The sequence below is a fragment of the Flavobacterium sp. EDS genome (assembly GCF_020991525.1).
In the GTDB taxonomy this organism is placed as follows: domain Bacteria; phylum Bacteroidota; class Bacteroidia; order Flavobacteriales; family Flavobacteriaceae; genus Flavobacterium.
Genome location: NZ_JAJMOZ010000002.1, coordinates 122451 through 147016, shown reverse-complemented (window position 1 = coordinate 147016; position 24566 = coordinate 122451). Strand labels below are relative to the sequence as shown.

General features: G+C 33.2%; 23 protein-coding genes and 1 riboswitch. Of the genes, 1 reads left to right on the top strand and 22 read right to left on the bottom strand.

Going from position 1 to position 24566, the window contains the following annotated elements; all coding sequences use genetic code 11:
* Positions 1-188: 188 nt before the first annotated feature.
* The 17 genes from LPB87_RS03695 to LPB87_RS03615 form a co-directional block, all read right to left on the bottom strand.
* Positions 189-1598 carry a pyridoxal-dependent decarboxylase gene (locus tag LPB87_RS03695; protein WP_230604987.1) on the bottom strand — a complete coding sequence of 470 codons (1410 nt, stop codon included), beginning with the start codon at positions 1596-1598 and terminating at the stop codon, positions 189-191.
* Between the two features lie 166 nt (positions 1599-1764).
* On the bottom strand, positions 1765-2988 hold the full coding sequence (locus LPB87_RS03690; protein WP_230604986.1) for a dicarboxylate/amino acid:cation symporter: 1224 nt from the start codon (positions 2986-2988) through the stop codon (positions 1765-1767).
* 76 nt (positions 2989-3064) lie between these two features.
* Positions 3065-3718: a class I SAM-dependent methyltransferase gene (locus LPB87_RS03685; RefSeq protein ID WP_230604985.1), complete on the bottom strand. Its 654-nt coding sequence runs from the start codon at positions 3716-3718 to the stop codon at positions 3065-3067.
* A gap of 207 nt (positions 3719-3925) precedes the next feature.
* Positions 3926-4882 (bottom strand): methylenetetrahydrofolate reductase [NAD(P)H], encoded by a 957-nt coding sequence (gene metF / locus LPB87_RS03680; protein WP_230605203.1) that lies wholly within the window; start codon positions 4880-4882, stop codon positions 3926-3928.
* A gap of 82 nt (positions 4883-4964) precedes the next feature.
* A complete protein-coding gene (gene metH, locus LPB87_RS03675; protein WP_230604984.1) occupies positions 4965-7640 on the bottom strand; it encodes a methionine synthase in 2676 nt (891 codons plus the stop codon).
* Positions 7641-7856: 216 nt separating this feature from the next.
* Positions 7857-8699, bottom strand: coding sequence for a hypothetical protein (locus LPB87_RS03670; RefSeq protein ID WP_230604983.1), 843 nt, complete (start codon positions 8697-8699; stop codon positions 7857-7859).
* Between the two features lie 72 nt (positions 8700-8771).
* Positions 8772-9773, bottom strand: a complete 1002-nt coding sequence (locus LPB87_RS03665) for a homocysteine S-methyltransferase family protein (RefSeq protein WP_230604982.1) — start codon at positions 9771-9773, stop codon at positions 8772-8774.
* A gap of 301 nt (positions 9774-10074) precedes the next feature.
* Positions 10075-10187: riboswitch (SAM riboswitch) on the bottom strand.
* A 119-nt stretch (positions 10188-10306) separates the two neighbouring features.
* Positions 10307-10600 carry a type II toxin-antitoxin system RelE/ParE family toxin gene (locus LPB87_RS03660; protein ID WP_230604981.1) on the bottom strand — a complete coding sequence of 98 codons (294 nt, stop codon included), beginning with the start codon at positions 10598-10600 and terminating at the stop codon, positions 10307-10309.
* Positions 10591-10818: a hypothetical protein gene (locus tag LPB87_RS03655; RefSeq protein WP_129539895.1), complete on the bottom strand. Its 228-nt coding sequence runs from the start codon at positions 10816-10818 to the stop codon at positions 10591-10593. Before LPB87_RS03655 ends, LPB87_RS03660 begins: the two co-directional genes overlap by 10 nt.
* A 158-nt stretch (positions 10819-10976) precedes the next feature.
* Positions 10977-12029 carry an NAD(P)/FAD-dependent oxidoreductase gene (locus tag LPB87_RS03650; protein WP_129539896.1) on the bottom strand — a complete coding sequence of 351 codons (1053 nt, stop codon included), beginning with the start codon at positions 12027-12029 and terminating at the stop codon, positions 10977-10979.
* A 96-nt stretch (positions 12030-12125) separates the two neighbouring features.
* Positions 12126-12704 (bottom strand): bifunctional precorrin-2 dehydrogenase/sirohydrochlorin ferrochelatase, encoded by a 579-nt coding sequence (locus LPB87_RS03645; protein WP_129539897.1) that lies wholly within the window; start codon positions 12702-12704, stop codon positions 12126-12128.
* A 58-nt stretch (positions 12705-12762) separates the two neighbouring features.
* Entirely contained in the window at positions 12763-13536 is a 774-nt protein-coding gene (cobA, locus tag LPB87_RS03640; protein ID WP_230604980.1) for a uroporphyrinogen-III C-methyltransferase, read from the bottom strand.
* Positions 13529-15619, bottom strand: coding sequence for a HEPN domain-containing protein (locus LPB87_RS03635; RefSeq protein WP_129539899.1), 2091 nt, complete (start codon positions 15617-15619; stop codon positions 13529-13531). The genes cobA and LPB87_RS03635 overlap by 8 nt, the downstream gene beginning before the upstream one ends.
* Positions 15620-15749: 130 nt before the next feature.
* A complete protein-coding gene (locus tag LPB87_RS03630; RefSeq protein ID WP_230604979.1) occupies positions 15750-16994 on the bottom strand; it encodes a GTP-binding protein in 1245 nt (414 codons plus the stop codon).
* A 125-nt stretch (positions 16995-17119) separates the two neighbouring features.
* On the bottom strand, positions 17120-18019 hold the full coding sequence (gene cysD / locus LPB87_RS03625) for a sulfate adenylyltransferase subunit CysD (RefSeq protein ID WP_035619812.1): 900 nt from the start codon (positions 18017-18019) through the stop codon (positions 17120-17122).
* A 109-nt stretch (positions 18020-18128) separates the two neighbouring features.
* The gene (locus LPB87_RS03620; protein WP_230604978.1) at positions 18129-18839 is read right to left on the bottom strand and encodes a phosphoadenylyl-sulfate reductase; all 711 of its coding nucleotides are present in this window, start codon (positions 18837-18839) and stop codon (positions 18129-18131) included.
* 24 nt (positions 18840-18863) lie between these two features.
* The gene (locus LPB87_RS03615; RefSeq protein WP_230604977.1) at positions 18864-19781 is read right to left on the bottom strand and encodes a sulfite exporter TauE/SafE family protein; all 918 of its coding nucleotides are present in this window, start codon (positions 19779-19781) and stop codon (positions 18864-18866) included.
* Between the two features lie 263 nt (positions 19782-20044).
* Here LPB87_RS03615 and LPB87_RS03610 point away from each other — a divergent pair, with 263 nt between their 5' ends.
* Positions 20045-20827, top strand: a complete 783-nt coding sequence (locus tag LPB87_RS03610) for a sulfite exporter TauE/SafE family protein (protein WP_129539902.1) — start codon at positions 20045-20047, stop codon at positions 20825-20827.
* 87 nt (positions 20828-20914) lie between these two features.
* Here the strand turns inward: LPB87_RS03610 and LPB87_RS03605 are convergent, their stop codons facing one another.
* The 5 genes from LPB87_RS03605 to LPB87_RS03585 all read right to left on the bottom strand — a co-directional run bounded on the left by LPB87_RS03605 (position 20915) and on the right by LPB87_RS03585 (position 24541).
* Positions 20915-21325: an Rrf2 family transcriptional regulator gene (locus tag LPB87_RS03605; RefSeq protein WP_035619819.1), complete on the bottom strand. Its 411-nt coding sequence runs from the start codon at positions 21323-21325 to the stop codon at positions 20915-20917.
* 213 nt (positions 21326-21538) lie between these two features.
* Positions 21539-22711: an aminotransferase class I/II-fold pyridoxal phosphate-dependent enzyme gene (locus tag LPB87_RS03600; protein ID WP_230604976.1), complete on the bottom strand. Its 1173-nt coding sequence runs from the start codon at positions 22709-22711 to the stop codon at positions 21539-21541.
* Positions 22712-22850: 139 nt separating this feature from the next.
* Positions 22851-23276 carry an OsmC family protein gene (locus LPB87_RS03595; protein ID WP_129539904.1) on the bottom strand — a complete coding sequence of 142 codons (426 nt, stop codon included), beginning with the start codon at positions 23274-23276 and terminating at the stop codon, positions 22851-22853.
* A gap of 14 nt (positions 23277-23290) precedes the next feature.
* The gene (locus LPB87_RS03590) at positions 23291-23902 is read right to left on the bottom strand and encodes a DUF3592 domain-containing protein (RefSeq protein WP_164998715.1); all 612 of its coding nucleotides are present in this window, start codon (positions 23900-23902) and stop codon (positions 23291-23293) included.
* Positions 23903-23983: 81 nt separating this feature from the next.
* Positions 23984-24541, bottom strand: coding sequence for a hypothetical protein (locus LPB87_RS03585; RefSeq protein WP_230604974.1), 558 nt, complete (start codon positions 24539-24541; stop codon positions 23984-23986).
* Positions 24542-24566: the final 25 nt, after the last annotated feature.

Genomic DNA, 24566 nt, shown 5'->3' with positions numbered 1-24566 from the left:
TTAATTCAATAAAAGAAATATTTAGCAGTGTTATTATAAATTTAAAACCTAAAAAATTCAAAATAAAATGGCAGATTTCATTAAAATAGTAAAAGAATCACATTACAACAAACTTTTTAAAGCATAAAAAAAGTAGCCCGTTTAAAAAATTGAACGGGCTACTTTTAAAATAATCTATATCATTAAGCTTATATTTTGAGCTCCTGAATTGTATTTTTCATTTCTTCAATAATGATTTCAATATCTTTTTTGCTTGTTCTCAAATTTACAAATGAAGCACGGATTCCTTTACGGTTTTGATATACAGTAGGTGTCATAAATACTTTCCCTGTATCATTAAGGTATGTCAGAAATGAATTTACTTTTTCCTGATTATGTTCTCCCGATAAGGTAAAGCAAACATTATTTAGTCTTGTTGGCGCTAATAACTCAAAGTTTTCATTCCCTGTGATAAAGGCATCAAATTGCAAAGCAAGATCAACACTGTTCTCGACTATATCCTGATATCCTTCTTTTCCGTATGCTAATAAAGAAAACCAAACTGGTAAAGCTTTTAGTCTTCTAGAGTTTTCAGGTAAAAAATTTAAGAAGCTAAAATTCTCTAATGGATTACCCAAATACGGTGCATTAGAATTTTGGAATGTTTCTATCTGCAATATTTTATGTTCTTCTTTTATCAAATAAAAAGCACTTTCGTAAGGTACATTAAGCCATTTATGACAATCGATCGTAATACTATCGGCATTTTCCCAGCCGTTAACCCAATGTTTGTATTTAGAAGAACAAGCTGCAAATCCGCCAAACGCGGCATCAATATGCCACCAGAATGTATATTTCTTTTTCAGTTCATTTATTGCCACAAAATCATCAAAATCGGCAGTATTTACTGTTGCTGCGCTAGTTATTACAATAAATGGTTTCCCTTTTAAGGCTTCAATATTTTTTTCTAAATCAGCTACATCTATAGCTTCACGATTTCCTTCGATTGTTTTTATTTTAGTGAAATTCTGACTTCCAATCCCTAACATCGACAAACATTTTATAGAAGAAGAATGTGGTGTAGCTGAAAAAATCGTAATAGGTTCAGAAACTCCATTTTTAGCAAAATCCTTTCCTAGTTGTTTTCCAAACCATTGTCTTGCCACTGCCAATGAAGTAAAATTGGACATTGTTGCTCCTGTTACAAATCCGCCAAGAAATGATTTTGGCAAATCAAGCAATTGCAATAATAAATTAATAGTCTCAATTTCTATTAAAGCCGAAACACCTCCTTGTGCTTTTACTGCTTGTGTATTTTGATCGTAAATAGTCGTCAACCAATCGCCAACTATCGAAGCTGGTGTACTCCCACCTGTAACAAAACCTAAATATCTTGGCCCTGGCGATGCAATCATTAATGGTGCTAATCGCTGATTAAATTCTTCCAAAACAGATAATGCACCTAATCCTGTTTGATTCAGATTTCGGTCGGTTGTCATGCTATTTGAGTTGGATGTTGGAATAGAATCCAGAGAATTTAAAAACTCTATTCCTTGTTGTTTTACTTTTTCAAGTATATTTTCAATATTGTTTAAATCTTGTTGAAGTGTTGTATTCATTTTAGATAGTATAATTTAAAATAAAATTAGAAGTTTGCTATTTTAATTTGTGATTGTAATAAGAAAACGAACCATATCAGTGATGTAAGTTCACTTAAGAAAAGTTTTAAAACTTATATTTTCTTAAATGTCTTGTATGGTTTAAAATAAAGCGAGAATTACATTCCTACCATTTTGTCTTTTCAGAAAATCGAGAGACCATCATCGACGAAATCACATCGCCATTAGCATTTAACAAAGTGGCAATTGGATCTACTAGTGTACCCAAAATCATAGCGACAGGCAAAGCTTCAGCCATTGGAAAGCCGTAAACGGTTATCGCCAAGACTTCTCCGATATAACCTCCATTTGGAATTCCCCCTTCTACAATAGAAACAATTACCGTTATTCCCAATGCCAAAAGTATGGTGCTGGGCTCTGTAAAATCTTTACCAAACATGGTAAACAATACTGTAATTTTCAAAATAGATGACATACTCGACCCATCTTTATGCAATGGTGCTCCTAACGGAATAACAACATTCCGGACATGAGCTGGAATTTTCATTTTTTCGGCAGCCAATAAATTTGCTGGAATTGTTGCAATACTGCTACAAGTACCGATTGCAGTAAGGGCTGGCGTAACATTATTACTCCAAAATACAACAAAAGCTCTTTTACCACCTGCTACTAAAGCATATAGACTAAAAAACACAAAGAAATAAAACACACATGCTCCATAATAAATTCCTAATGGTTTAGCATACACACCAAATAATTGTGGGCCATAAAAACTAACCTGATAGGCAAAATAAGCCCCCAACCCTATTGGAGCCATTTTCATAATAATAGTTAACAGCTGTTTCATTACTTCATTTCCAGAATCTAGAAAACTCCTAAAACTATTACCTTTTTCTCCTGATTGCAAAGTTGCAAAACCAATTAAAAATGAAAAGATAATTAGTGCCAACATACTTTTTCTTGACAATAATTCGTAAAAATCGTTTGTGGTAAGTAACTGCGTAATCTGGTTTCCAACATTTCCAGTCGCAATATTCTCTAGCGGAACTTTAGAGACTATGATATTCTGATGAATAGGAAAAAGATTAACCGCTATAATCATTACTATAGCCGAAATAAGAAGTGTTCCTAGAAAAACGGCAACCATTACAACAAATAGTCTTCCTAGTTTTTCTGTTTTTTCTAAATTGGCAATAGAAGAAGTGATTGTAAAAAAGATTAATGGTATAATTGCAGTAAATAGTAAATTCAAGAAAATATCTCCTAATGGCTTTATAATCTCAACATCTTTACCAAAAACTAATCCTAAAATACTTCCTGCAATAATACCTCCAAGGAGTAAAAGAATGCTACTATAATTTTTTATAAAATTGATTTTTTTAGTCTCCATAATTAAAAAGCATTAGTGTTTTAAAAATCAATTAAATTACGTTAAAAAGAATTCAAAATTAATATTGCTACATTTTTTATTTCTCTAGAACAACTGTAGTAAACTCTCTATCAACGAACTCCCCTGTCTTACTTTTTACTTTTTCAGTCTGAGTTTCTGAGCTACTAATTTTAAATGGCGTCTGACTGATCAAATTTTCTACTTTTTTGGTATCATAAAGCTCAAATTCAAATTCAGTAAACGGAAGTTTTTTCATAAAACTTTCCTGTGCAAATGTGAGACTAAAGATTCCTTTATTATCCAACACTCGGTATATTTCCATAAGTAATTTTACAGGTTCTTGCCAAAAATATAAGGTATTCACCGTAAATATTTTATTGAACTGTGCGTCTGGAAACGGAATTTTATTCCCGTCATACAACAGAAAGAAAGCTTGTTTTTGAGAAACATAATTTCTATTGATCTGACGTGCTTCTTGAAACATAAGTTCTGACATTTCAAGCCCATAGTACTTTAAATGGGTACTTTGTTGCATTAAATATTCCAAATGAGCTGCATTCCCATGACCTAATTCCAGTATACTGTCCCCTTCTGATATATGTAGATTTCGAATTGAACTTAACGTCATATTGATGTTTGTTTCATGCATCATATTTGCCATTTCAATTCCTTTTTCTCCTTCAGGTTTTTTTAATTGAGATGCGATCGATTGTAATTCTTCTTTTTTCATAACTAACAGAAATTATTTCAATTTAAAAAACCTACTATTTTAGTTTTGAAAAGAGTGGCATCCTTTTATTGCTTTCACAAAATTGTCATTCTATGAAACGAAGAATCTCCACAAGTTAATCCCCAAGCTATGTAGAGTTACTCTCTGAGATTCTTCCTCTGTCGGAATGACAAGATTGAAAGAAAATGCACTTTTCAAAAAGTAAAGTTAGAAAACTTTACTTGCTATTTGACGAATATTTTCAGATTTCCCCATAGAATAATAATGCAAAACTGGAACACCAGCAGCTTTTAATTCTAATGATTGCTGAATCGCCCATTCGATTCCGACTTGGCGTATCTCTGCATTGTTTTTACACTTATCTACTTCGTGAATTAAATCTTCGGGTAAATCGATACGGAAAATTTGAGGCAAAACCTGTAAATGTCTTTGAACAGCTATTGGCTTAATTCCCGGAATGATAGGAATTGTAATTCCTATTTCTCTAGCTTTCTCAACAAAATTAAAATACTTAGAATTATCAAAGAACATCTGAGTTACAACATAATCTGCTCCAGCATCTACTTTTTCTTTCAGTCTTTTTAAGTCTGATTGCAGCGATGGAGATTCTAAATGTTTCTCTGGATAACCAGCAACACCAATACAAAAATCAGCTTTGTTATCGACATCCATTACCTCATGAAGGTATTTTCCTTGATTCAATAAACTGATTTGCTTCACTAAATCTACAGCATAATCGTTTCCTCCCGCTTTTGGAATAAAATATTGTTCATCTTTCATGGCATCTCCACGCAAAGCCATAACATTATCGATTCCTAAATAGTTACAATCTACCAAAAGATACTCAGTTTCTTCTTTGGTAAATCCTCCACAAAGCACATGAGGAACTGTATCTACGTTGTATTTATGTTTTATAGAAGCACAGATCCCTAACGTACCTGGACGCATTCTCGTTAATTTCTTATCTAAAAGTCCATTTCCTTTATCAATATAAATATACTCTTCTCGAGAAGTTGTTACATCAATAAATGGTGGATTAAACTCCATCAATGGATCAATATTAGCGTATAATTCCTGAATACTTTTTCCTTTTTGAGGCGGGATAATTTCGAATGAGAATAATGTATTCCCTTTTGCCTTTTCTATATGTTTGGTTACTTTCATTTTGATTTCTTGTTTCAAGTTTTTTTAGTTTCAGGTATAAGTTTAATGCAACTTGAAACCTGAAACTTGGAACCTTTTCTTTTTAGTCTGCTATATTTGGATTTAGCCATTTCATGGCTTTATCAGTTGAAATACTTCGGCGTTTGGCATAATCTACAACTTGGTCTTCTTTTATTTTCCCTAGTCCAAAATATTTACTTTTTGGATTTCCGAAATAATATCCTGATACCGATGATGCAGGCCACATTGCCATACTTTCGGTCAAGGTTACTCCTATTTCTTCTTCTACATTTAAGAGTTTCCAGATTGTAGGTTTCTCTAAGTGATCTGGACAAGCAGGATATCCTGGCGCAGGACGAATCCCTTTATAATTTTCTTCGATTAAATCTTCAGTTGACAAGGATTCTTCGGCATCGTAGCCCCAGAAATCTTTACGAACTTCTTCGTGCAAATATTCAGCGAAAGCCTCAGCAAAACGATCGGCTAATGCTTTTACCATAATCGAGTTGTAATCGTCTAAATCTTTTTCGAATTCAGCTGCCCATTCGTCAACACCAAAACCTGTTGTTACACAAAACGCTCCAATATAATCTGTAATTCCGCTATCTTTTGGCAAAATAAAATCAGACAATGCTATATTTGGTGCTCCTTTTGTTTTTTGTGATTGCTGACGAAGTGTTAAAAATTTCTCCAACACTTTTCCGTTTTCATCACGCAATTCGATATCATCATCATCTACCTGATTCGCAGGGAAAATACCGTAAATTCCTTTTGCCGATAGTTTTTTCTCTTCCAGGATTACTTTCAGCATAGCTTGAGCATCTGCAAAAACAGAAGTGGCTTCTTTACCCACAACCTCATCGGTTAAGATTGCTGGATATTTCCCGAACAATTCCCATGTTCTAAAAAACGGTGTCCAGTCGATATACGGAACCAAAACATCTAACTCTACTTCGATTACTTTTGCTCCAACAAATTTTGGCTTGGTTGGTGTATATTCAGCCCAATCCAATTGTAATTTGTTTTTGCGTGCTTGCTCTATCGTCAGGAAGTTTTTATCTCTTGAACGATTTAAAAACGTTTCTCTAAATGCATCATAATCAGCACGAATATCACTAGCATATATTTTACGGTTATGATCTAACAAATTTCCTGCAACTGTTACGGCTCTCGAAGCATCGTTTACGTGAATTACAGTTTCTCTATATTGCGGTGCAATTTTCACGGCTGTATGTGCACGCGAAGTTGTTGCTCCACCTATCATAATCGGAATTTTGATTCCTTGTTTGTCTAATTCTTTTGCCAAATAAACCATTTCGTCAAGCGAAGGTGTTATCAGTCCGCTTAGACCGATAATATCAACATTATGTTCTATCGCCGCGGCAATAATTTTTTCTGGAGGCACCATAACACCAAGATCTACAATCTCGTAATTATTACATGCCAAAACAACCGAAACAATATTTTTACCAATATCGTGAACGTCACCTTTTACAGTTGCCATCAATATTTTTCCGTTCCCTTGCTTGTCTCCAGCCTGTTTGCTAGCTTCAATATAAGGCAATAAATATGCTACAGCTTTTTTCATTACACGTGCCGATTTTACTACCTGGGGCAAGAACATTTTTCCGCTTCCGAATAAATCTCCAACGACATTCATTCCTGTCATTAAGTTAATTTCAATAACTTCAATAGGTTTTGTTGCTGCCAGACGAGCTTCTTCAACATCTTCTTCAATAAAAGCATCAATACCTTTTACTAACGAGTGCGTAATACGTTCTTGGACCGTTCCTAAACGCCACTCCTGAATCGCTTTTTCATCTGATTTTACTTCACCTTTTACGTTCTCAGCAAAATCCAAAAGTCGTTCAGTAGCATCATCACGTCTGTTCAAGATTACATCTTCAACGTGTTCTAATAAATCTTTAGGGATATCATCGTAAATCGAAAGCATTTCCGGATTTACAATTCCCATTGTCATTCCGTTCTTGATTGCGTGGTATAAAAACACCGAGTGCATCGCTTCACGAACGGTATCGTTTCCTCTAAAAGAGAACGAAACATTACTTACTCCACCACTAATATGTGCATGTGGCAAGTTATCACGAACCCATTTTGTACCTCTAAAAAAGTCCAAAGCATTTAAGCGATGTTCTTCCATTCCGGTTGCAACTGGGAAAATATTTAAATCGAAAATAATATCCTGTGGAGGAAAGCCTACTTTGTTAACCAGAATATCATACGAACGCTGACAAATTTCGACTCTTCGATCAAAATTATCTGCCTGACCTACTTCGTCAAAAGCCATAATAATAGCCGCCGCACCGTATCGTTTAATTAATTTGGCATGGTGAATAAAGGCTTCTTCGCCTTCTTTCAAAGAGATTGAGTTTACTACGCTTTTTCCTTGTACTACTTTTAGACCTGCTTCGATGATTTCCCATTTCGAACTGTCAATCATAATTGGCACTCTCGAAATATCGGGTTCAGATGCTATTAAATTCAGGAATTTTGTCATTGCCTGAACTCCATCAAGCATTCCTTCATCCATATTGATATCGATGATTTGTGCTCCTCCTTCTACTTGTTGTCTTGCAATATCAAGTGCTTCGTCATACTTCTCTTCCTTGATTAAGCGAAGGAATTTTCTTGAACCCGTAACATTGGTACGTTCACCTATGTTTACAAAAACACTTGTTGGCGTAATAATTAATGGTTCTAATCCTGCTAATACAAGGTCTCTTCTATTTTCTGCCATTTTCTTTTTTTAATTTTCAACGGAATAAATTCCGTAGCTACAAATATGTCGTTCCTCTGGAACTCTTTAAAGAGCCTTTAGCTCGATTATTTTTATTCTATTTTTTCTTCAATGCTTTGAACTCCTTATAAGTTTAATTCTCTTTAATTATACTTTATAAAAAACATAATTTATTTTATCAACTTTAATAGATTCAGATTGAAAACCTTATTATTATCATTTTACTTCAAATGGAACTTCAACCAATGTTCCTTTATTTGAATGATATATTTTTATTTTCCAATCTTTTTGTGGTTTCTGATCAAAATAAAAAGCATACAATCCTCTCTCAGTAATTATTGCATCATTTTGGTCTTCACTAAGTTTAATCTCATTATCATCCTTATCAAAAAACTTAATATCAATTAAATTAACCATATTGGCTTCAATCCAAAATACAATTTGATTTGTAGTGAAATCGATAACTTGTGATCCAAAAGTGTCAGTCATGAATTTATCATCTTTTTCAACGACATCTACTAATCTGCCAGATTCTATTGCTTCATTTTCTTGTCCCTTTTTACGATATTTTTCAACAACTGATTTATTAACTCTGAATATTTTAAAAGGTAATTGATCAGAAACTAAATTTTTATCAACATCTTCTTTTAAACTAAAACTAACTTCTGTTTCATTAATTTTTTTCAAATATGATAAAACTCCTTTTATCAACTTTATGTTTTTGTTTTCCCCCCCTTTAATCCAAAAATTCAACTTTGCATCTTCTTTATTAACTTGCACAAATTCGCCAGAAGGAAATGAAAGTCTGGTTCTATTAATAGAATCTCGTTCGTAAACTAGATTCTGATTCTTCTCATTAATTACTTTTTCTATACTTTTTATCTTAACATAATTATATTTTTCATTTGCCGGAATATTCAGTACAATTTCATTTAATGGATAGTCCTCAAAATTTTCAATATCCTCTCCATCATTTTTAAAAATTGTTATTTTCTGGCTTTGTACTTTATTACATGAGATTGTGACAAACACAATTATAAATCCTAGATATTTTATCATTGTTGTAAACTTTTTCTAATCAGAAAAAAATAAAAATTAATTACAGTTTTTTGAATTCTTAGTAGGGAACATTTATGCAAAAACAGGTGCTACTCTCGGCTTATAATCCTTCGCCACTTCAGCAATTAACCTGATATGATCTGGAGTTGTTCCGCAACAACCTCCGATGATATTTATTAAATTATCCTCTAGATATTCTTTAATGAATGCTTGTGTTTGTTCCGGTGTTTCGTCATATTGCCCGAATGCGTTTGGTAATCCTGCATTGGGGTGTGCCGAAACATTAAAACTAGTATGTTGTGCTAATGTTTTAAGGTACGGTTTCAACAAATCGGCTCCTAGAGCACAATTAAATCCTACGCTTAATAACGGAATATGTGATACTGAAATCAAGAAAGCTTCTACCGTTTGCCCAGAAAGTGTTCTTCCTGAAGCATCGGTAATTGTTCCTGAAACCATGATTGGAATTTCAATATTACGTTCTTCTTTTACTTCTTCGATTGCAAAAAGTGCTGCTTTAGCATTTAAGGTATCAAAGATGGTTTCTACCAATAATAAATCACAACCTCCATCCATTAAAGCTTCTACTTGTTGTTTGTAGGCAATACGTAAATCATCAAACGTTACAGCTCTGTATCCCGGATCGTTTACATCTGGTGACATACTCGCTGTACGGTTTGTTGGCCCGATTGAACCTGCAACAAAACGTGGTTTGTCTGGATTTTTGGCTGTAAACTCATCAGCTACTGCTCTTGCAAGTTTAGCAGACTCGTAGTTTAATTCGTAAACGTACTCCTCTAGGAAATAATCGGCCATACCGATTGTTGTTCCCGAGAATGTGTTTGTCTCTACGATGTCGGCACCCGCTTCATAGTAAGCGGCGTGGACATCGCGAATTGCTTGTGGTTGTGTTATGGATAGTAAATCGTTGTTTCCTTTTAGGGGATGTGGAAAATCTTTGAAACGCTCTCCTCGAAAATCTTCCTCTGAGAAATTATAGCGTTGCAACATGGTTCCCATTGCTCCATCTAGGATTAGAATATTTTTTTTTATTGCTTCTTGAATTGTTGACATGTTTTTTCTTTTCTTGCAATGACGCTTAGACGTAAAAGCTTTTATTAAATAGTACCAAAAATTCACTATCATAGCTCTTTAGCCCCGATTACTTCACTTAATTTCTATTTTCATAGGAGTTCAGTGAACTACGTTTGTAGCGGTATGCTTTTTTTCTGGGGTTCAGAAAAAAAATATAGCGGAAAGCGGGAATGTTATAGGCAAAAATGCGCCGATAATTCGCTGCTGATACTGAAATTACATTCAGTTAATATCGATAAGTTTTTCAAGAAAAGTTTTGAGAAATACATTGCTGTATTATGTGTTATCTATCTTTAATACAATGAATGTATAAAGTAGAATGTAGCACCTTCTTTATGATAAAGGGTTGCTAAGGTTTCAATGGGTCTATCCCTCCGCCTTTCGTGATAACTTTCAATAAATATATGAACAGTGCAAAGTAAAGACATAACCTTAACAATTGCAAGTTTTTTTTAAGAATCTGAGATTCTAAGTTGCTATCCCGAAATCTTGGGACTAAGTTTAAAACTTTATTAGTGTTTCCCCTTTTGTTTAGTTCCTCTAAAATTGATAATCTCAATACAATTGGATTCCTTATTTACTCTATAAACTAAGTAATTATTTTTGTCTATAATTGCTTTATACAAAGATTCGCTTTTTATTGATTTTGGAAATTGTTCTGGATTAAGGCTAATTTGATTAATAACCTGTTTAATTTTATTTTCTAAATTCAAAATTTCTTTTGCTGTCCAATTCGCTTCCAAATAATCAATAACCTTATCAAATCCTTTTATAGCTTGTGAAGTCCAGATTAATTTTAATGCCATTTTGAAAATCTTTTCATCACATCTTCATGGCTTGTAAATTCACCTTTTTTAGCCTGATCTAATCCAACTTGAATTTCAGCTTTTTCTAACTCTGATAAATCATCAAACCAATCATTTTGATTTTCTCTCAAAACCAATTCTAGTTTCTCCAAAATACTCTCGTCTTCCACTTTAACCAACTTTTGAATAAATTGATATTTTCTAGCTTCTAAATCCATGATAATCAAAATTAATAATCACAAAGGTACGTTTTTTTTTTAGGTTCTGATATGCTAAGTTGCTAAGCGCCTTAGCATAAAAAAAGCCCAAACTATTACTAGTTTGGACTTTACTATATAAAATCTTAGAGAACTTAGTCCCTCAGAACCATAGCGTCTTAGACAATCGCCTTAACAACAGCTTTTGGAGCTTCTTTACGAGTTCCGTCAAATCCGTCTACTCCTGAAACAGTTGTATATTTAAGCACATATTTTTTACCTGGATTGATAATTTGGTATGCAGCCTGACACATTAAAGTTGCTTCGTGGAATCCACAAAGGATCAATTTTAATTTTCCTGGGTAGGTATTTACGTCTCCAATTGCAAAGATTCCTGGAATATTAGTTTGATAATCTAATGCATTATTTACTTTAATTGCATTTTTCTCGATTTCTAATCCCCAGTCTCCGATTGGTCCTAACTTTGGTGTTAATCCGAAAAGTGGAATAAAATAATCTGTTTGAATTATACGAGTTGCCCCGTTTTCTTCGATAACAAGCGACTCAATATGCTCAGCACCATTGATTCCGATAACTTCTGCTGGTGTAATTAATTTAATTTTTCCAGCTGTTTTTAATTCTTGTACTTTTTCTACAGAATCTAAAGCTCCTCTAAATTCATTTCTACGGTGAATTAAAGTTACTTCTGAAGCTACATTTGCAAGGAATATACTCCAGTCTAAAGCTGAATCTCCTCCTCCTGCAATAACAACTCTTTTGTCTCTGAATTTTTCAGGATTTTTGATAAAGTATTTTACTCCTTTATTTTCATAAAACTCAATATCTTCAATAAGTGGCTTACGTGGCTCAAAACTTCCTAAACCTCCTGCAATAGCAATAACTGGTGCATGAAATCTAGTTCCTTTATTTGAGGTCACAATAAAACTTCCATCTTCTTGTTTCTCGATTGTTTCAGCACGCTCTCCTAATGTATAACCTGGTTCAAATTGTTTAATTTGCTCTTGTAGGTTATCAATTAAATCTCCTGCTAACACTTCTGGAAATCCAGGGATATCATAGATAGGTTTCTTTGGATATAATTCTGAAAGTTGCCCACCTGCTTGTGGTAAAGCATCTAGTATATGGCATTTTAATTTTAATAATCCTGCCTCAAAAACGGCAAATAAACCAGTTGGTCCGGCTCCTATTATAAGTATGTCTGTTTTAATCATTATGATGTTGTTTATAATCATTCTTAATAATACAAAGAAACGAATAATTTATTCTAATGTCAATGATTTTTATCATTGATTTCTTTGTGGAATTTTTTACTCTTTATTTTTCAATGAAGCGGTAATTTCGTTCATCCTTTTAACCTTATCTTCAAAGTTACCTTTTAGTGTTTTCCTGTATTCATTGAGGTTTTCGACCATTTTATTAATATCTTCAGGAATAACTTCTTCAAAAAATTCTCGAAGCCTTTTGGCTGTTGTTGGTGACTTACCATTTGTCGAAATAGCAATTTTTACATTTCCTTTAGTTACGATTCCGCCTAAATAATAATCACATAATTCAGGTGTATCGGCAATATTGCAAATGAGGTATCTCTCTTGCGATAGATCATAAATCCTTTTATTTACCAATAAATCATCAGTACAAGCAATAACCATATGCCGCTTCTTTAACATCTTTTTCTTGAACTTAGCTTTTGTTAGCGTCAGATTATACTTCTCTGCCAAGATTTCAATTTCAGGCAAAAAGGTAGTTGCAACAACCTCAACATTAGCATTGGGACTAGATTTTAACAGAAAAGAAAGTTTTTCTAATCCTACATTTCCGCCACCAACAATAAGCACATTAAGCTTATGCAGTTTTAAAAATATTGGATACAATTCGTTTCTTTCCATTACAATTTATTTTTACTTCCTAGTCCTTAAAAAAAAGGAATTAATCTTTTTTAATATATTATGCGATCTTACTTAAAATAAATTCCTCGTAAAACCCTTTTAACTTAGTACTTTCTCTAACTACTTCTCCAATGATAATAATCGCTGGCGAACCTAATTTATTTTCTGCAGCAATTTCCTGAATTGTATTTATAGTTCCAATTCCGACTTTCTCATCCGGAGTTGTTCCGTTTTGAATAATCGCAATTGGAGTTTCTCCTTTCGATTCTTTTTGGAACAAAGCAACTATCTGTGCCAGCTTACTCATTCCCATCAAAATAACTACTGTGGCAGAAGATTGAGCAGCAAGTGCAACATCCGAAGATAGTTTTCTATCTGAAGTTGTTCCTGTAATAGCCCAAAAACTCTCAGAAACTCCTCTTTTGGTTATTGAAATTCCCAAATTAGCAGGAACTGCAATGACCGATGATATTCCAGGCACCACAAATGTAGGTATTCCGAAACTCTCCACATATTCTATTTCTTCGCTTCCACGACCAAATACAAACGGATCTCCTCCTTTTAAACGTACCACATTTCCATAAGTCAATGCATTATCAACTATTAATTGGTTAATCTGGTCTTGTGTATAGGCATGATTTGCTATTCGCTTGCCAACAAAAATTCGAATCGCATTTTTAGGCGCATATTCTAAGATTTCTTCATTTGCCAAAGCATCATACAAAACCACATTTGCTTCAGCAAGTGCTTTTACGCCTTTTAAAGTCATCAAATCCGGATCTCCCGGGCCTGCTCCGACTAAAGTTACCTTGGGTTTTACTGTATTAAGCATTTGCTAAATCTTTGGCTCTATATTTTTCGATCGTATCAAAAAATGAAATTCCTTCTTGGATATATTGTTTTGCAAATACTTCTGAAGGCTCCACTTTATTGATTTGATATACTAATTCTTTAAATGTTGTTGGCAATTCTATTTTAGAAGTCGCTACAAAAACAGTATCAAACAAATCAACAATTCCTGCATGATTGTTTGTCTTTTCATCTTCTGAAAGCAATAATGCTTTAGCTCCATTTACAAATCCTGCGTAAGCATGGTAAATAGCATCTGACCATTTGTTTTCGTCGAATGACTCTTGTGCGAAGGTTAATTTATCTTTTGCTTCTAATAATAAAGTAGCTACTAAATCAATAACAACTCCAGCACATTCTCCAACTCCAACAGCTTTTACATAGTTGTCGGCATTACCCCAATCTACAAAATCAGCTTCAGTTAAATTGGTAACATCTGCGAATGGTTTTAAAATTTCATAGAAATATTTTTCTCCTTTTGCATCGTAATAATTCAGGAATTTTTGTCCGTTTGCATTTGCATCAAAATCATTTAAGATCGTACGTAATGCATCTGGTCCTCTACGACTTGGAATTTTAATTACTTTATCGGCAAAACGACCTGATCCGTTTCCTAATCTTCCTCCCCCTAATAAAACTTGTAACGCTGGCGCAACCAGTTTTCCTGAGTTAATAGACATTCCCTGAAATCCGATTGCTGACATATTGTGTTGACCACAAGCGTTCATACAACCACTAATTTTTATTTCGATTTCTTGATTATTGCTGTATTGTGGATATTCGGCATTTAGCACTTTTTCTAATTCTTCGGCAATTCCTGTACTGCTTGCAATTCCTAAGTTACAAGTATCTGTACCTGGACAAGCTGTAATATCGGCTGTAGAATTATATCCTAAATTCACAAATCCTAACTTAGCTAATTCTTGATAAAAGAAAGGTAAATTCTCTTCTTTTACATGACGTATTACAATGTTCTGACGCAATGAAAAACGCAATTCGTTTGCTGCATAATTCTTAATCAAATCGGCTAAAATTCTAGCTTTATCAGTATAAAAATCTCCTAGTAATACTTTGATTCCAATGGCGTAATATCCATCTTGTTTCTGAGCAATTACGTTTGATTTTTTCCAAGCTTCATAAGCTGCTTCATCTTCGATAGTAACCGATGGAACGGTTAATAATGGCTCTGGAATTGGCGCATCAAAAGCTGTTGTATCTATTTCGTATGTTTCAAAAGCAATTGCTTTTTTCTCTTGTTCAACCAAATCAAGGAAAGTATCTCTTCCTATCTCTTTGATTAAAAATTTCATACGCGCTTTCATTCTTTTGGCGCGTTCTCCGTATCTGTCAAAAATACGAATCACACCTTCTGCCGTTGGGATAATCTGGTTAGCAGGTACAAATTCCGAAAGTAATTCGGCATGCGCAGGCTGCGAACCTAGTCCTCCTCCTAACATGATTTTAAATCCACGAACACCATCTACAATTTTTGGAATAAATCCTAAATCGTGCAAATAGCTCAATGCAGTATCTTCATCTGATGATGAAAACGAAATTTTAAATTTACGTCCCATTTCCTGACAAATAGGGTTTCTCAATAAGTATTGGAACAAACCATGTGCGTATGGCGAAACATCAAATGGTTCGTTTACATCTACACCAGCTAATTCGCTTGCTGTAATATTACGAACGGTGTTTCCACAAGCTTCACGCAAAGTAACATCATCTTTAGCTAGATTAGCCCAAAGTTCTGGAGTTCTGTCTAAACTTACATAGTGAATCTGAATGTCCTGACGTGTTGTAATATGCAAACGTCCTGTAGAATATTCATCAGAAACTTTAGTAATACGTACTAATTGCTCGCTGGTAACTTTACCAAATGGCAATTTAATACGAATCATTTGAACGCCTTCCTGGCGTTGCCCGTAGATTCCACGTGCTAAACGAAGACTACGAAAACGCTCATCATCAATTTTCCCTCCACGGAATAAATGAATCTTTTTTTCTAGATCGATAATCTCTTTCTGAACTATCGGATTTTCTATTTCTGTTCTAAAACTTTCCATTTGTTTTTTCGCTTTAAGCTATAAGCTTCTTTAAACTTTATTCTTTTCTTTGGGTTATAAGCTTTAGGCTTACTAAACACCTTATATTTTTTTTGCTTAAAGCTTACAGCCTAAAGCGTATTGCAGGAAATTATCGAATGAATCCTACTCCTGCAGTTGTATTGGTTGCGGTATCAATCAGGATAAAAGCTCCGTTTGATTTATTGTCGTTATAGGCATCAAAATATAAAGGCTTACTCAATTTAATTCTTACTTCACCTATTTCGTTTATTGCTAATTGAGTTGCTGGTGTTGTACCTGAATAATCGGTTGCGATTGTATTCTTAATACTTTCTACTTTTGCCAAAACTCTGTTTGTATTATGCTGAACGATATATTTTGTTCCAGGAACTAATTTTTTAGAATCCATCCAACAAACTGTTGTTGTGATGTCTTTTTCTATTTTAGGAAGTTCCGTAGATTTTACAATCATATCTCCTCTGGTAACATTGATATCATTTTCTAATTCAATTGTGATTGATGAACCTGCAATTGCTTCATCATATTGTTTATCAAAAAAATGAATATTCTTTACTTTAGATTCTGTTAATGAAGGTAAAACGGTTACGGCATCTCCTACTTTAATGGAGTTCCCATATAATTTACCAGCATATCCTCTAAAATCATGGTACTCTTCAGTCTTTGGACGAATTACTGTTTGAACTGGAAAACGTGCTTCTCCTTTTTCAAAAACATCTGTTGGCTCTAAAGCTTCTAAATGTTCCAAAACAGTTTGTCCGTCATACCATTTCATATTTTCCGATTTATCAACTACGTTTCCTCCGTTGATTGCACTTAATGGAATATAACTTACGTTTTGTTCTTTGAAAGTACTTTTAGCATTTAATGCCTGAAAATCGGCTTTGATTTTATTAAAAACTTCTTCTGAATAATCAACTAAGTCCATTTTGTTTATCGCAACAATTACCTCTTTTACTCTCAATAAATTATTGATAAAAAAGTGACGGTACGTTTGCTCGATTACTCCTTTACGAGCATCAATCAAAATGATTGAAACTTGCGAAGTCGAAGCTCCTGTAACCATGTTACGTGTATACTCTACGTGACCTGGTGTATCGGCAATAATGTAACTTTTCTTAGCTGTCGAAAAATATATATGCGCTACATCAATAGTGATTCCTTGTTCTCTTTCTGCTACTAATCCGTCAGTTGCTAATGATAAATCTAGATAATCGTAACCTTTTAATTTGCTACTTTTTTCTATTGCTTCTATTTTATCTGTAGTCAATGATTTTGTATCGTACAATAATCTTCCAATTAAAGTACTCTTTCCGTCATCTACACTTCCTGCTGTTGCTATTTTTAAAACTTCCATTCTTATATTTTGTTTCAGGCTTAACTTTTTTGTTTCAGGTTTCAAGTTTCACGTTGCTTACCTTTTGAGCTAAAATTTAAATCTGTATGTTTTTATTTTCTTAATTCTAACTTTTAATTAATCAATTAAAAGTACCCTTGTTGTTTTCTTTTCTCCATTGCTGCTTCAGAACGTTTGTCATCAATTCTGGCTCCTCTTTCAGAGATTGTCGATGTTCTAATCTCCCCCACAACTTCTTTAATCGTAGCTGCATAAGATTCAACAGCGGCTGTACAACTCATATCTCCAACAGTTCTAAAACGAACAATTCTTTCTTCTATTTGTTCATCTTCTTCTTGATATACATAAGGAGAATGTGACCAGATTAATCCATCTCTCAAGAAAACTTTACGTTTGTGTGAAAAATAAATAGATGGAATTTCAATTTTTTCTTGTTCGATATAACTCCATACATCTAGTTCTGTCCAGTTTGAAATTGGGAAAACACGTACGTTTTGTCCATTTTCAATCTTTCCGTTTAGAATATCAAATAACTCTGGGCGTTGATTTTTTTCATCCCATTGACCGAAATCATCACGAACTGAAAAAATACGCTCTTTAGCTCTTGCTTTTTCTTCATCTCTACGTGCTCCACCAATACAAGCATCAAACTTAAATTCTTCAATAGCATCTAAAAGTGTAGTTGTCTGCAAACTGTTTCTACTAGAATATTTTCCAGTTTCTTCTACAACTTTTCCTTCATCAATAGCATCCTGAACATTTCTTACGATTAATTCTAACCCTAGCTCTGCAACTAATTTATCTCTAAATTCTATTGTTTCAGGAAAGTTATGTCCTGTATCAACATGCAATAGTGGGAAAGGTATTTTTGCAGGAAAGAATGCTTTTTGTGCTAAACGCACTAAAGTAATCGAATCTTTACCTCCTGAAAAAAGTAAAACTGGTTTATCAAACTGAGAAATTACTTCTCTAAAAATGTATATCGCTTCGCTTTCTAAAGCATTTGTTTTTAATACTGAACTCATTGTTTTTTGTTTCAAAGTTTGAAGTTTAAAGTTTCAGGTTTAACAACCTCATCTAAAAACTTTTAACCATTATTATTTTTTATTCTATTTTCTTTAATGCCTCTTTGCTCTATTCTTTCTTAGCACTATGCAAACCACATTCTTTATGGCTTGACTCCCACCACCATCTTCCGGCTCTAATATCTTCGTCTGGCAAAATTGCTCTTGTACATGGTGCACAACCTATACTTACAAACCCTTTTTTATGCAATGCATTCTGAGGTACGCTATGCTCTTGTAGATAATCCTCAACTTCTTGTAATGACCATTTTAATAATGGATTGAATTTTATTATTTCGAAATTGGCATCGTATTCAAACAATTGCAAATCATTTCTATTTTCAGATTGCTCAGCTCTTAAACCTGTTATCCAAACTGCATTTCCTGCTAAAGCTTTTCTTAACGGAACTACTTTACGAATAAAGCAACATTCCTTTCTATTCTCAACTGATTCATAAAAGCTATTTGGACCCTTTACTTTTAGCAAATTTTCTACAGCAATTGCTTCTGGAAAATAAACCTCAATATGCTTTTTATATTTTTTTAATGTTCTATGAAAAACATCGTATGTTTCCTGAAATAATCTTCCAGTATCTAATGTGAAAATGGTAATTTCGATATTATTTTTAGCAATAAAATCGGTAATAACCTGATCTTCCTGACCAAATGAAGTCGAAAAAACTACTTTGTCTTTGTATTCATTAGCCAAAAAAGTCAATGTTTCTTCTAAAGAAAAATCTTTTGTTTTAGCTAATAAAGATGTAATGTTAGTTGCACTCATATTCTTGATATTCCTAAATAATTATTATAATAATTTAGATAATGTTTTTAAACTCAAAAGGATAATTAATATTCCTACTGCCACCATCATTGGCTTTCTTTTGATCTTGTTTACTAAAAAGGCAGCAAGAGGAGCGGCGATTACACCTCCCAAAATCAAACCTATAATAACTTGCCATCCATGGATTCCTCCAAAAAGCATAAATGTTACGCCACTTGCAAATGAAACTGCAAACTCGGCAGCATTTACTGATCCAATTGTATAACGAGGATTTCTGCCTCTTCCTAACAATGTAGAAGTTACAATTGGTCCCCAACCTCCTCCTCCAACAGAATCCATAAATCCGCCAAAGGTTGCCAATATCCCAAGACGCTTAGTTTTCTTTTTGATTATATTTTTATTTAATGCTTTTCTGATAATTATTATTGCCAATACAATCATGTATACAGCAATGAATGGCTTTATAACATCTCCATCAATAACATCTGAGAGTAAATAAGCTCCTGTAATTGAACCTAAAACTCCTGGAATCAATAAATTCTTAACCAATTTTTTATTGATATTCCCAAACTTATGATGTGATATCGCCGATGCTCCTGTTGTAAACATCTCGGCAACGTGAACACCACCACTACTAACCACTGGAGAAACCCCATAAGCCAATAAAAAAGAAGTCGATGTAGCTCCATAACCCATTCCTAATGTACCATCTACTAATTGAGCAAAAACTCCAATTAAGAAAAACACCAAAAACTCTTGATTAAATCCATCAAGGAAACCTTGCCAAGAAAAATCAGCATGATGATTATAAATTAATACTGAAATCAAACCCAACAACAATAAAGCAGGAATGATTACCCATAATTGCTTCGAAAACGATCCGCCTGATTTTGTTGCCACAGTATTTAATTCCAATTCTTTTTCCATCTTCCAAGTATTCATTTTATTTTAAAACCTATTACCCTATCGGGTTAGTAGATTACAATGCAAAATTAACACTTATTTCTAAATATCAAAATAATTTTTAATTTTTTTATATCTCTAATTATCTTCAGGTTACATATTAATACACAATAAAAATCTCTACAGATTCGTTTAACAAGCATAAAACACATTTTAACAAAGTAATGTTAGATTTTTCTAAATGTCTACCAAATCCATAGGATTATCGTAAAATTGTTATTATTTTTACTCAAATTTTTTTTATGGATTTCCAAATAGGTCTTGTAGTTGCAGGTTTAGTCGTAGGTTTTATAGTAGGATTAACAGGCGTAGGTGGCGGTTCTTTAATGACTCCTATTTTATTATATTTTGGAATTCCACCAACAACTGCAGTTGGTACCGATTTATTATATGCCGCTTTTACCAAAATGGGAGGCGTATTTGTACATCATAAAAAGGGAAATATCAACTGGAAAATCACAGGCTGGCTTACTTTAGGAAGCGTCCCTGCCTCTTTACTTACCTTATGGATATTAAACAGTATAAAAACGGATATTTCTACTATTAATGCTGTCATAAAATACAGTCTAGGTTGGGCATTACTTTTTACTTCAATTGCAATTTTGTTCAAAAAGAGATTATTAATATACTCTCAAAAACATGCTGGAGATAAATTTCATAGTGAAAGCCATACACAAAACATGCTAACCATTGGGATTGGTGTATTACTTGGAGCAACCGTAACATTAACATCAATAGGGGCTGGAGCTTTAGGTACCGTTACTTTATTTTTTCTTTACCCCCTTTTGCCAACACCTCGCTTGGTAGGAACTGAGATTGCACATGCAGTTCCTTTAACACTTGTAGCCGGAATAGGTCATGCTTCAATGGGAAATTTAGACTTAATTTTACTAGGTCAGTTATTACTAGGATCGCTTCCTGGAATTTTTATAGGAAGTATGCTAAGTGGAAAAGTTCCTGATTTATTTCTTAGAAATGCGATTGCTGTAATGTTATTTTTAGCTGGATATAAATTGATTTTCTAGACTAAACAAGCAATTAAATATATAAAAAAGACCATTTCGGACATACTGAAATGGTCTTTTTTATATATATTTTAAAAACGTGATTGGCTAAAATGCAATATCGGCCAGTGAGTTATTCTCTAAAACTTTTAAGGTATTGTCTCTTACTTCGGTCATTAAACGTCTTGCTGCACAAGTAGTTTCATCGTCGCAATCATCACATTTTTCATAAAAATTATGACTTGCACATGGCAACAATGCAATAGGTCCTTCAAGAATACGGTATACTTTCGCCATACTGATATCTTTTGGATCTTTTATCAGATAATAGCCTCCGCCTTTTCCTTTTTTAGCGCCAAGGAATCCCGAATTTCTTAATAGAAGCAAAATACTTTCCAAAAATTTAATCGAAATATGTTCACTTTTAGCAATTTCAGCAATTTGTACAGGCTCGTTATTTTCTCGCCTGGCCAAATATGTTAAAGCCTTGATTCCGTATTTGGTTTTCTTTGAAAGCACTTATATAAATTTTAGATTGTAGACACTATATATTTTTCTGCAACAAAAATAGGTTTTTTGAACGAGAAAAATAACTGAATGAATAATCAAGTTCTACTAAATTAGTATAGTATAAATAAAAAACGATTTTTAACTGCATAAAAGCTACAGTTAAAAATCGTTTTTTTTTATATTATAATCAATTGTAGACTTTAAAATCCACAATCTAAACTTTTAAGAAAGTGCTTGCTCTAAATCGGCAATTACATCTTTTACTGTTTCTAAACCTACAGACACACGTACTAAACCTTGTGTAATACCAACTGCTAATTGATCTTCTTCAGACAATTTACTGTGAGTTGTTGATGCAGGATGCGTAACAATTGTTCTTGTATCTCCAATATTAGCCGATAGTGAACACAATTTTATTTTATCCAAAAATTTTCTACCAGCATCTATTCCGCCTTTTATTTCAAACGCAATAATATTACCACCTAAAAGCATTTGCTTTTTGGCAATTTCATATTGTGGATGTGATTTTAAGAACGGATATTTAATGCTATTCACATTCGGGTGCGCCTCAAGAAACTCAGCAACTTTCAAAGCATTTTCGCAATGTTTTTCAACTCGCACAACCAAAGTCTCTAAGCTTTTTGATAAAATCCAAGCATTAAACGGTGACAATGCTGGTCCTGTATTTCTTGAAAACAAATAAATTTGTCTGATTAAATCTTCTCTCCCTACTGTTACTCCTCCTAAAACACGCCCTTGACCATCGATTAATTTAGTAGCAGAATGTACTACCAAATGTGCTCCGTGTTTTATAGGCTGTTGAATATATGGCGTTGCAAAACAGTTATCAATAATTAAAATCAAATTGTGTTTTTTTGCAATTGTTCCAAGCAATTCCAAATCGATTACATCTACACCAGGGTTTGTTGGTGATTCGGCATATAATATTTTTGTATTGGGCTTAATAAAACTCTCAATAGTTTCTGGTTTATTGATATCAAAATAAGAAGTTTCAATATTCCATTTTGGAAAATAAGTTACAAACAAGGCATGAGTTGAACCAAAAACACTACTTGCAGACACAATATGATCTCCTGCATTTAATAAAGCTGCAAAAGTAGAATATACCGCTGCCATTCCTGTTGCAAAGGCATATCCAGATTCTGCCCCTTCCATTTTACAAATTTTATCTACAAATTCGGTTGTGTTCGGGTTACTAAAACGGCTATAAATATTCCTATCTTTTTCTTCCGTAAAAGAAGCTCGCATATCTTCGGCATCTTCAAATACAAAACTTGATGATAGGTACAATGGTACCGAATGCTCTAAATACTGGGATCTTTCTAATTGTGTTCTTATGGCTTGAGTTTCAAAACCAAATTCTTGTTCATTCATTTTTTTTTGTTTTTTTATTTCATGCTTCAAGTTTCAGGTTACACGATAAGCAAAAACCTTCACCTTGAATTTATGCAAGTGAATCTTTTTTAGCCAATCTAAAAATTATCTAATTCTCGAATTGACTAATTTTTTAATTCTATAATTCTTCATTGTTTAAAACCACTTTGTATTTTATTGTGGCTGTAGGTTCGACAGTTTTTCCAACTGAACAATATTTTTCAAAAGAAAGCTGTGCAGCACGTTGTGCTTTTTCAGGATTAATATCTCCTTCTAAGTAAAAAACCACAAAGATTTCTTTAAAAGGCTTCGCCTCTCCTACTTGTACTCGTTCTCCTTCAACCTCAGCTTTAAATGAAGTTATTTCCTGGCGTTGTTTCTTTAAAATCGAAATCATATCAATAGCGCTGCATCCTGCAACTCCCATCAATACTAATTCCATTGGACTTGCACCTAAATCGCTTCCGCCAAATTCGGCTCTGCTATCTACATCAACTACATGTCCACGTTCATTTTTGAGCTTAAAATGAAACGCATCGTTTACTCTGTCTAAGGTTACTTTCATGTTTTTTGTTTTTTTTATTCTATATCTGAATCAAAATTTCTCACTTCTTCTATAACATTGATTTTATTCTCTATATCGATATGTAAACATTTACTAAGTAAAATTATAATACCTATGGCCCATATAATAACAATAATCCAAGTTGCTTCTTTTGATGTATATCTTGGCTTATTATTTTCATCAACACCTTTTATAAAATATGGTAATATTCCTAAAGCTACAATAAATGAGTTCCATAATATTGAAAAAATTAAAAGCCCTGTAATCGAATCATTCATCCCAGGAACGATTACACATTCCTGCCTATCATTTGGATTTACATAAACAATAATTTTTTTACTCCTTTCTAATCTAGAAAACAACCCATCATGATCATCAATATTATTCATACCATAACCAAAAGCGATTCTATTTCCTAAATACTTTTTCCCTTCAATAGTATAAGAGTACTTAATAATAACTTCGTATGACATTGTTCCTTTATTTGAACGTGAATCAATATCAATTTTTTCAACATTAGCTGGAACTGGAAACCAACTCTTAGCTTGTTCAGTTTTAAAGATACTGTACGAACTAAATATCAAAGTTCCCAGACCTATTAAAACGAAAGGAGCTATAAAGAACAATCCACACCCCCAGCCTTTTATAAAATTTTTAATCTTTTTTTAAATTTAATGATGATACTTCTTTAACAAAGCAAAAACAGTTTATTTATCTTTTTTATCTAATTTATTCCAATACTCCAGAATTTTGGCCTTATAGATTTCACTCAAAGAATCAAAATTAGAGGAGAATTTATCAATCTCAAAATTATCCGAGACACTTGATCCTATAGTGTAAAGCTGTTCTTTCTGCGAAAAGATTAAATGAACTGATTGCTGTTTGAAATTAGCATCATAAAGTCCATAAATAAAAAGGGCATCAATACTTTTATCTTTATCAAAATCCCAAAATGCTTTTCTACTTCCCCAAGCCGAAATGATTCCGCTATGATTTACTTCGAGAATAGATTTCACAACCCATTTATCATTAACTTTTGTAAACCGCTGAAAATACATTTTATCAGGATTTGCATTTTTTTCTATCTTCGAAAAAATAAATACATTATCCTCATTTCCTGGAGAGCTAACCTCATCTATTTGAATTGCTCTAACTCCTTTGTATGGAAAAACTTCTTGCGTATAACTGTCTTTGTTTCTAACAATACTCGAAACTTGGGCTGTAATTACATTAGTAACTAATAAAAGTAAAAAAAGTTTTTTCATCTTTTTAATATGTGAATTTAATGAT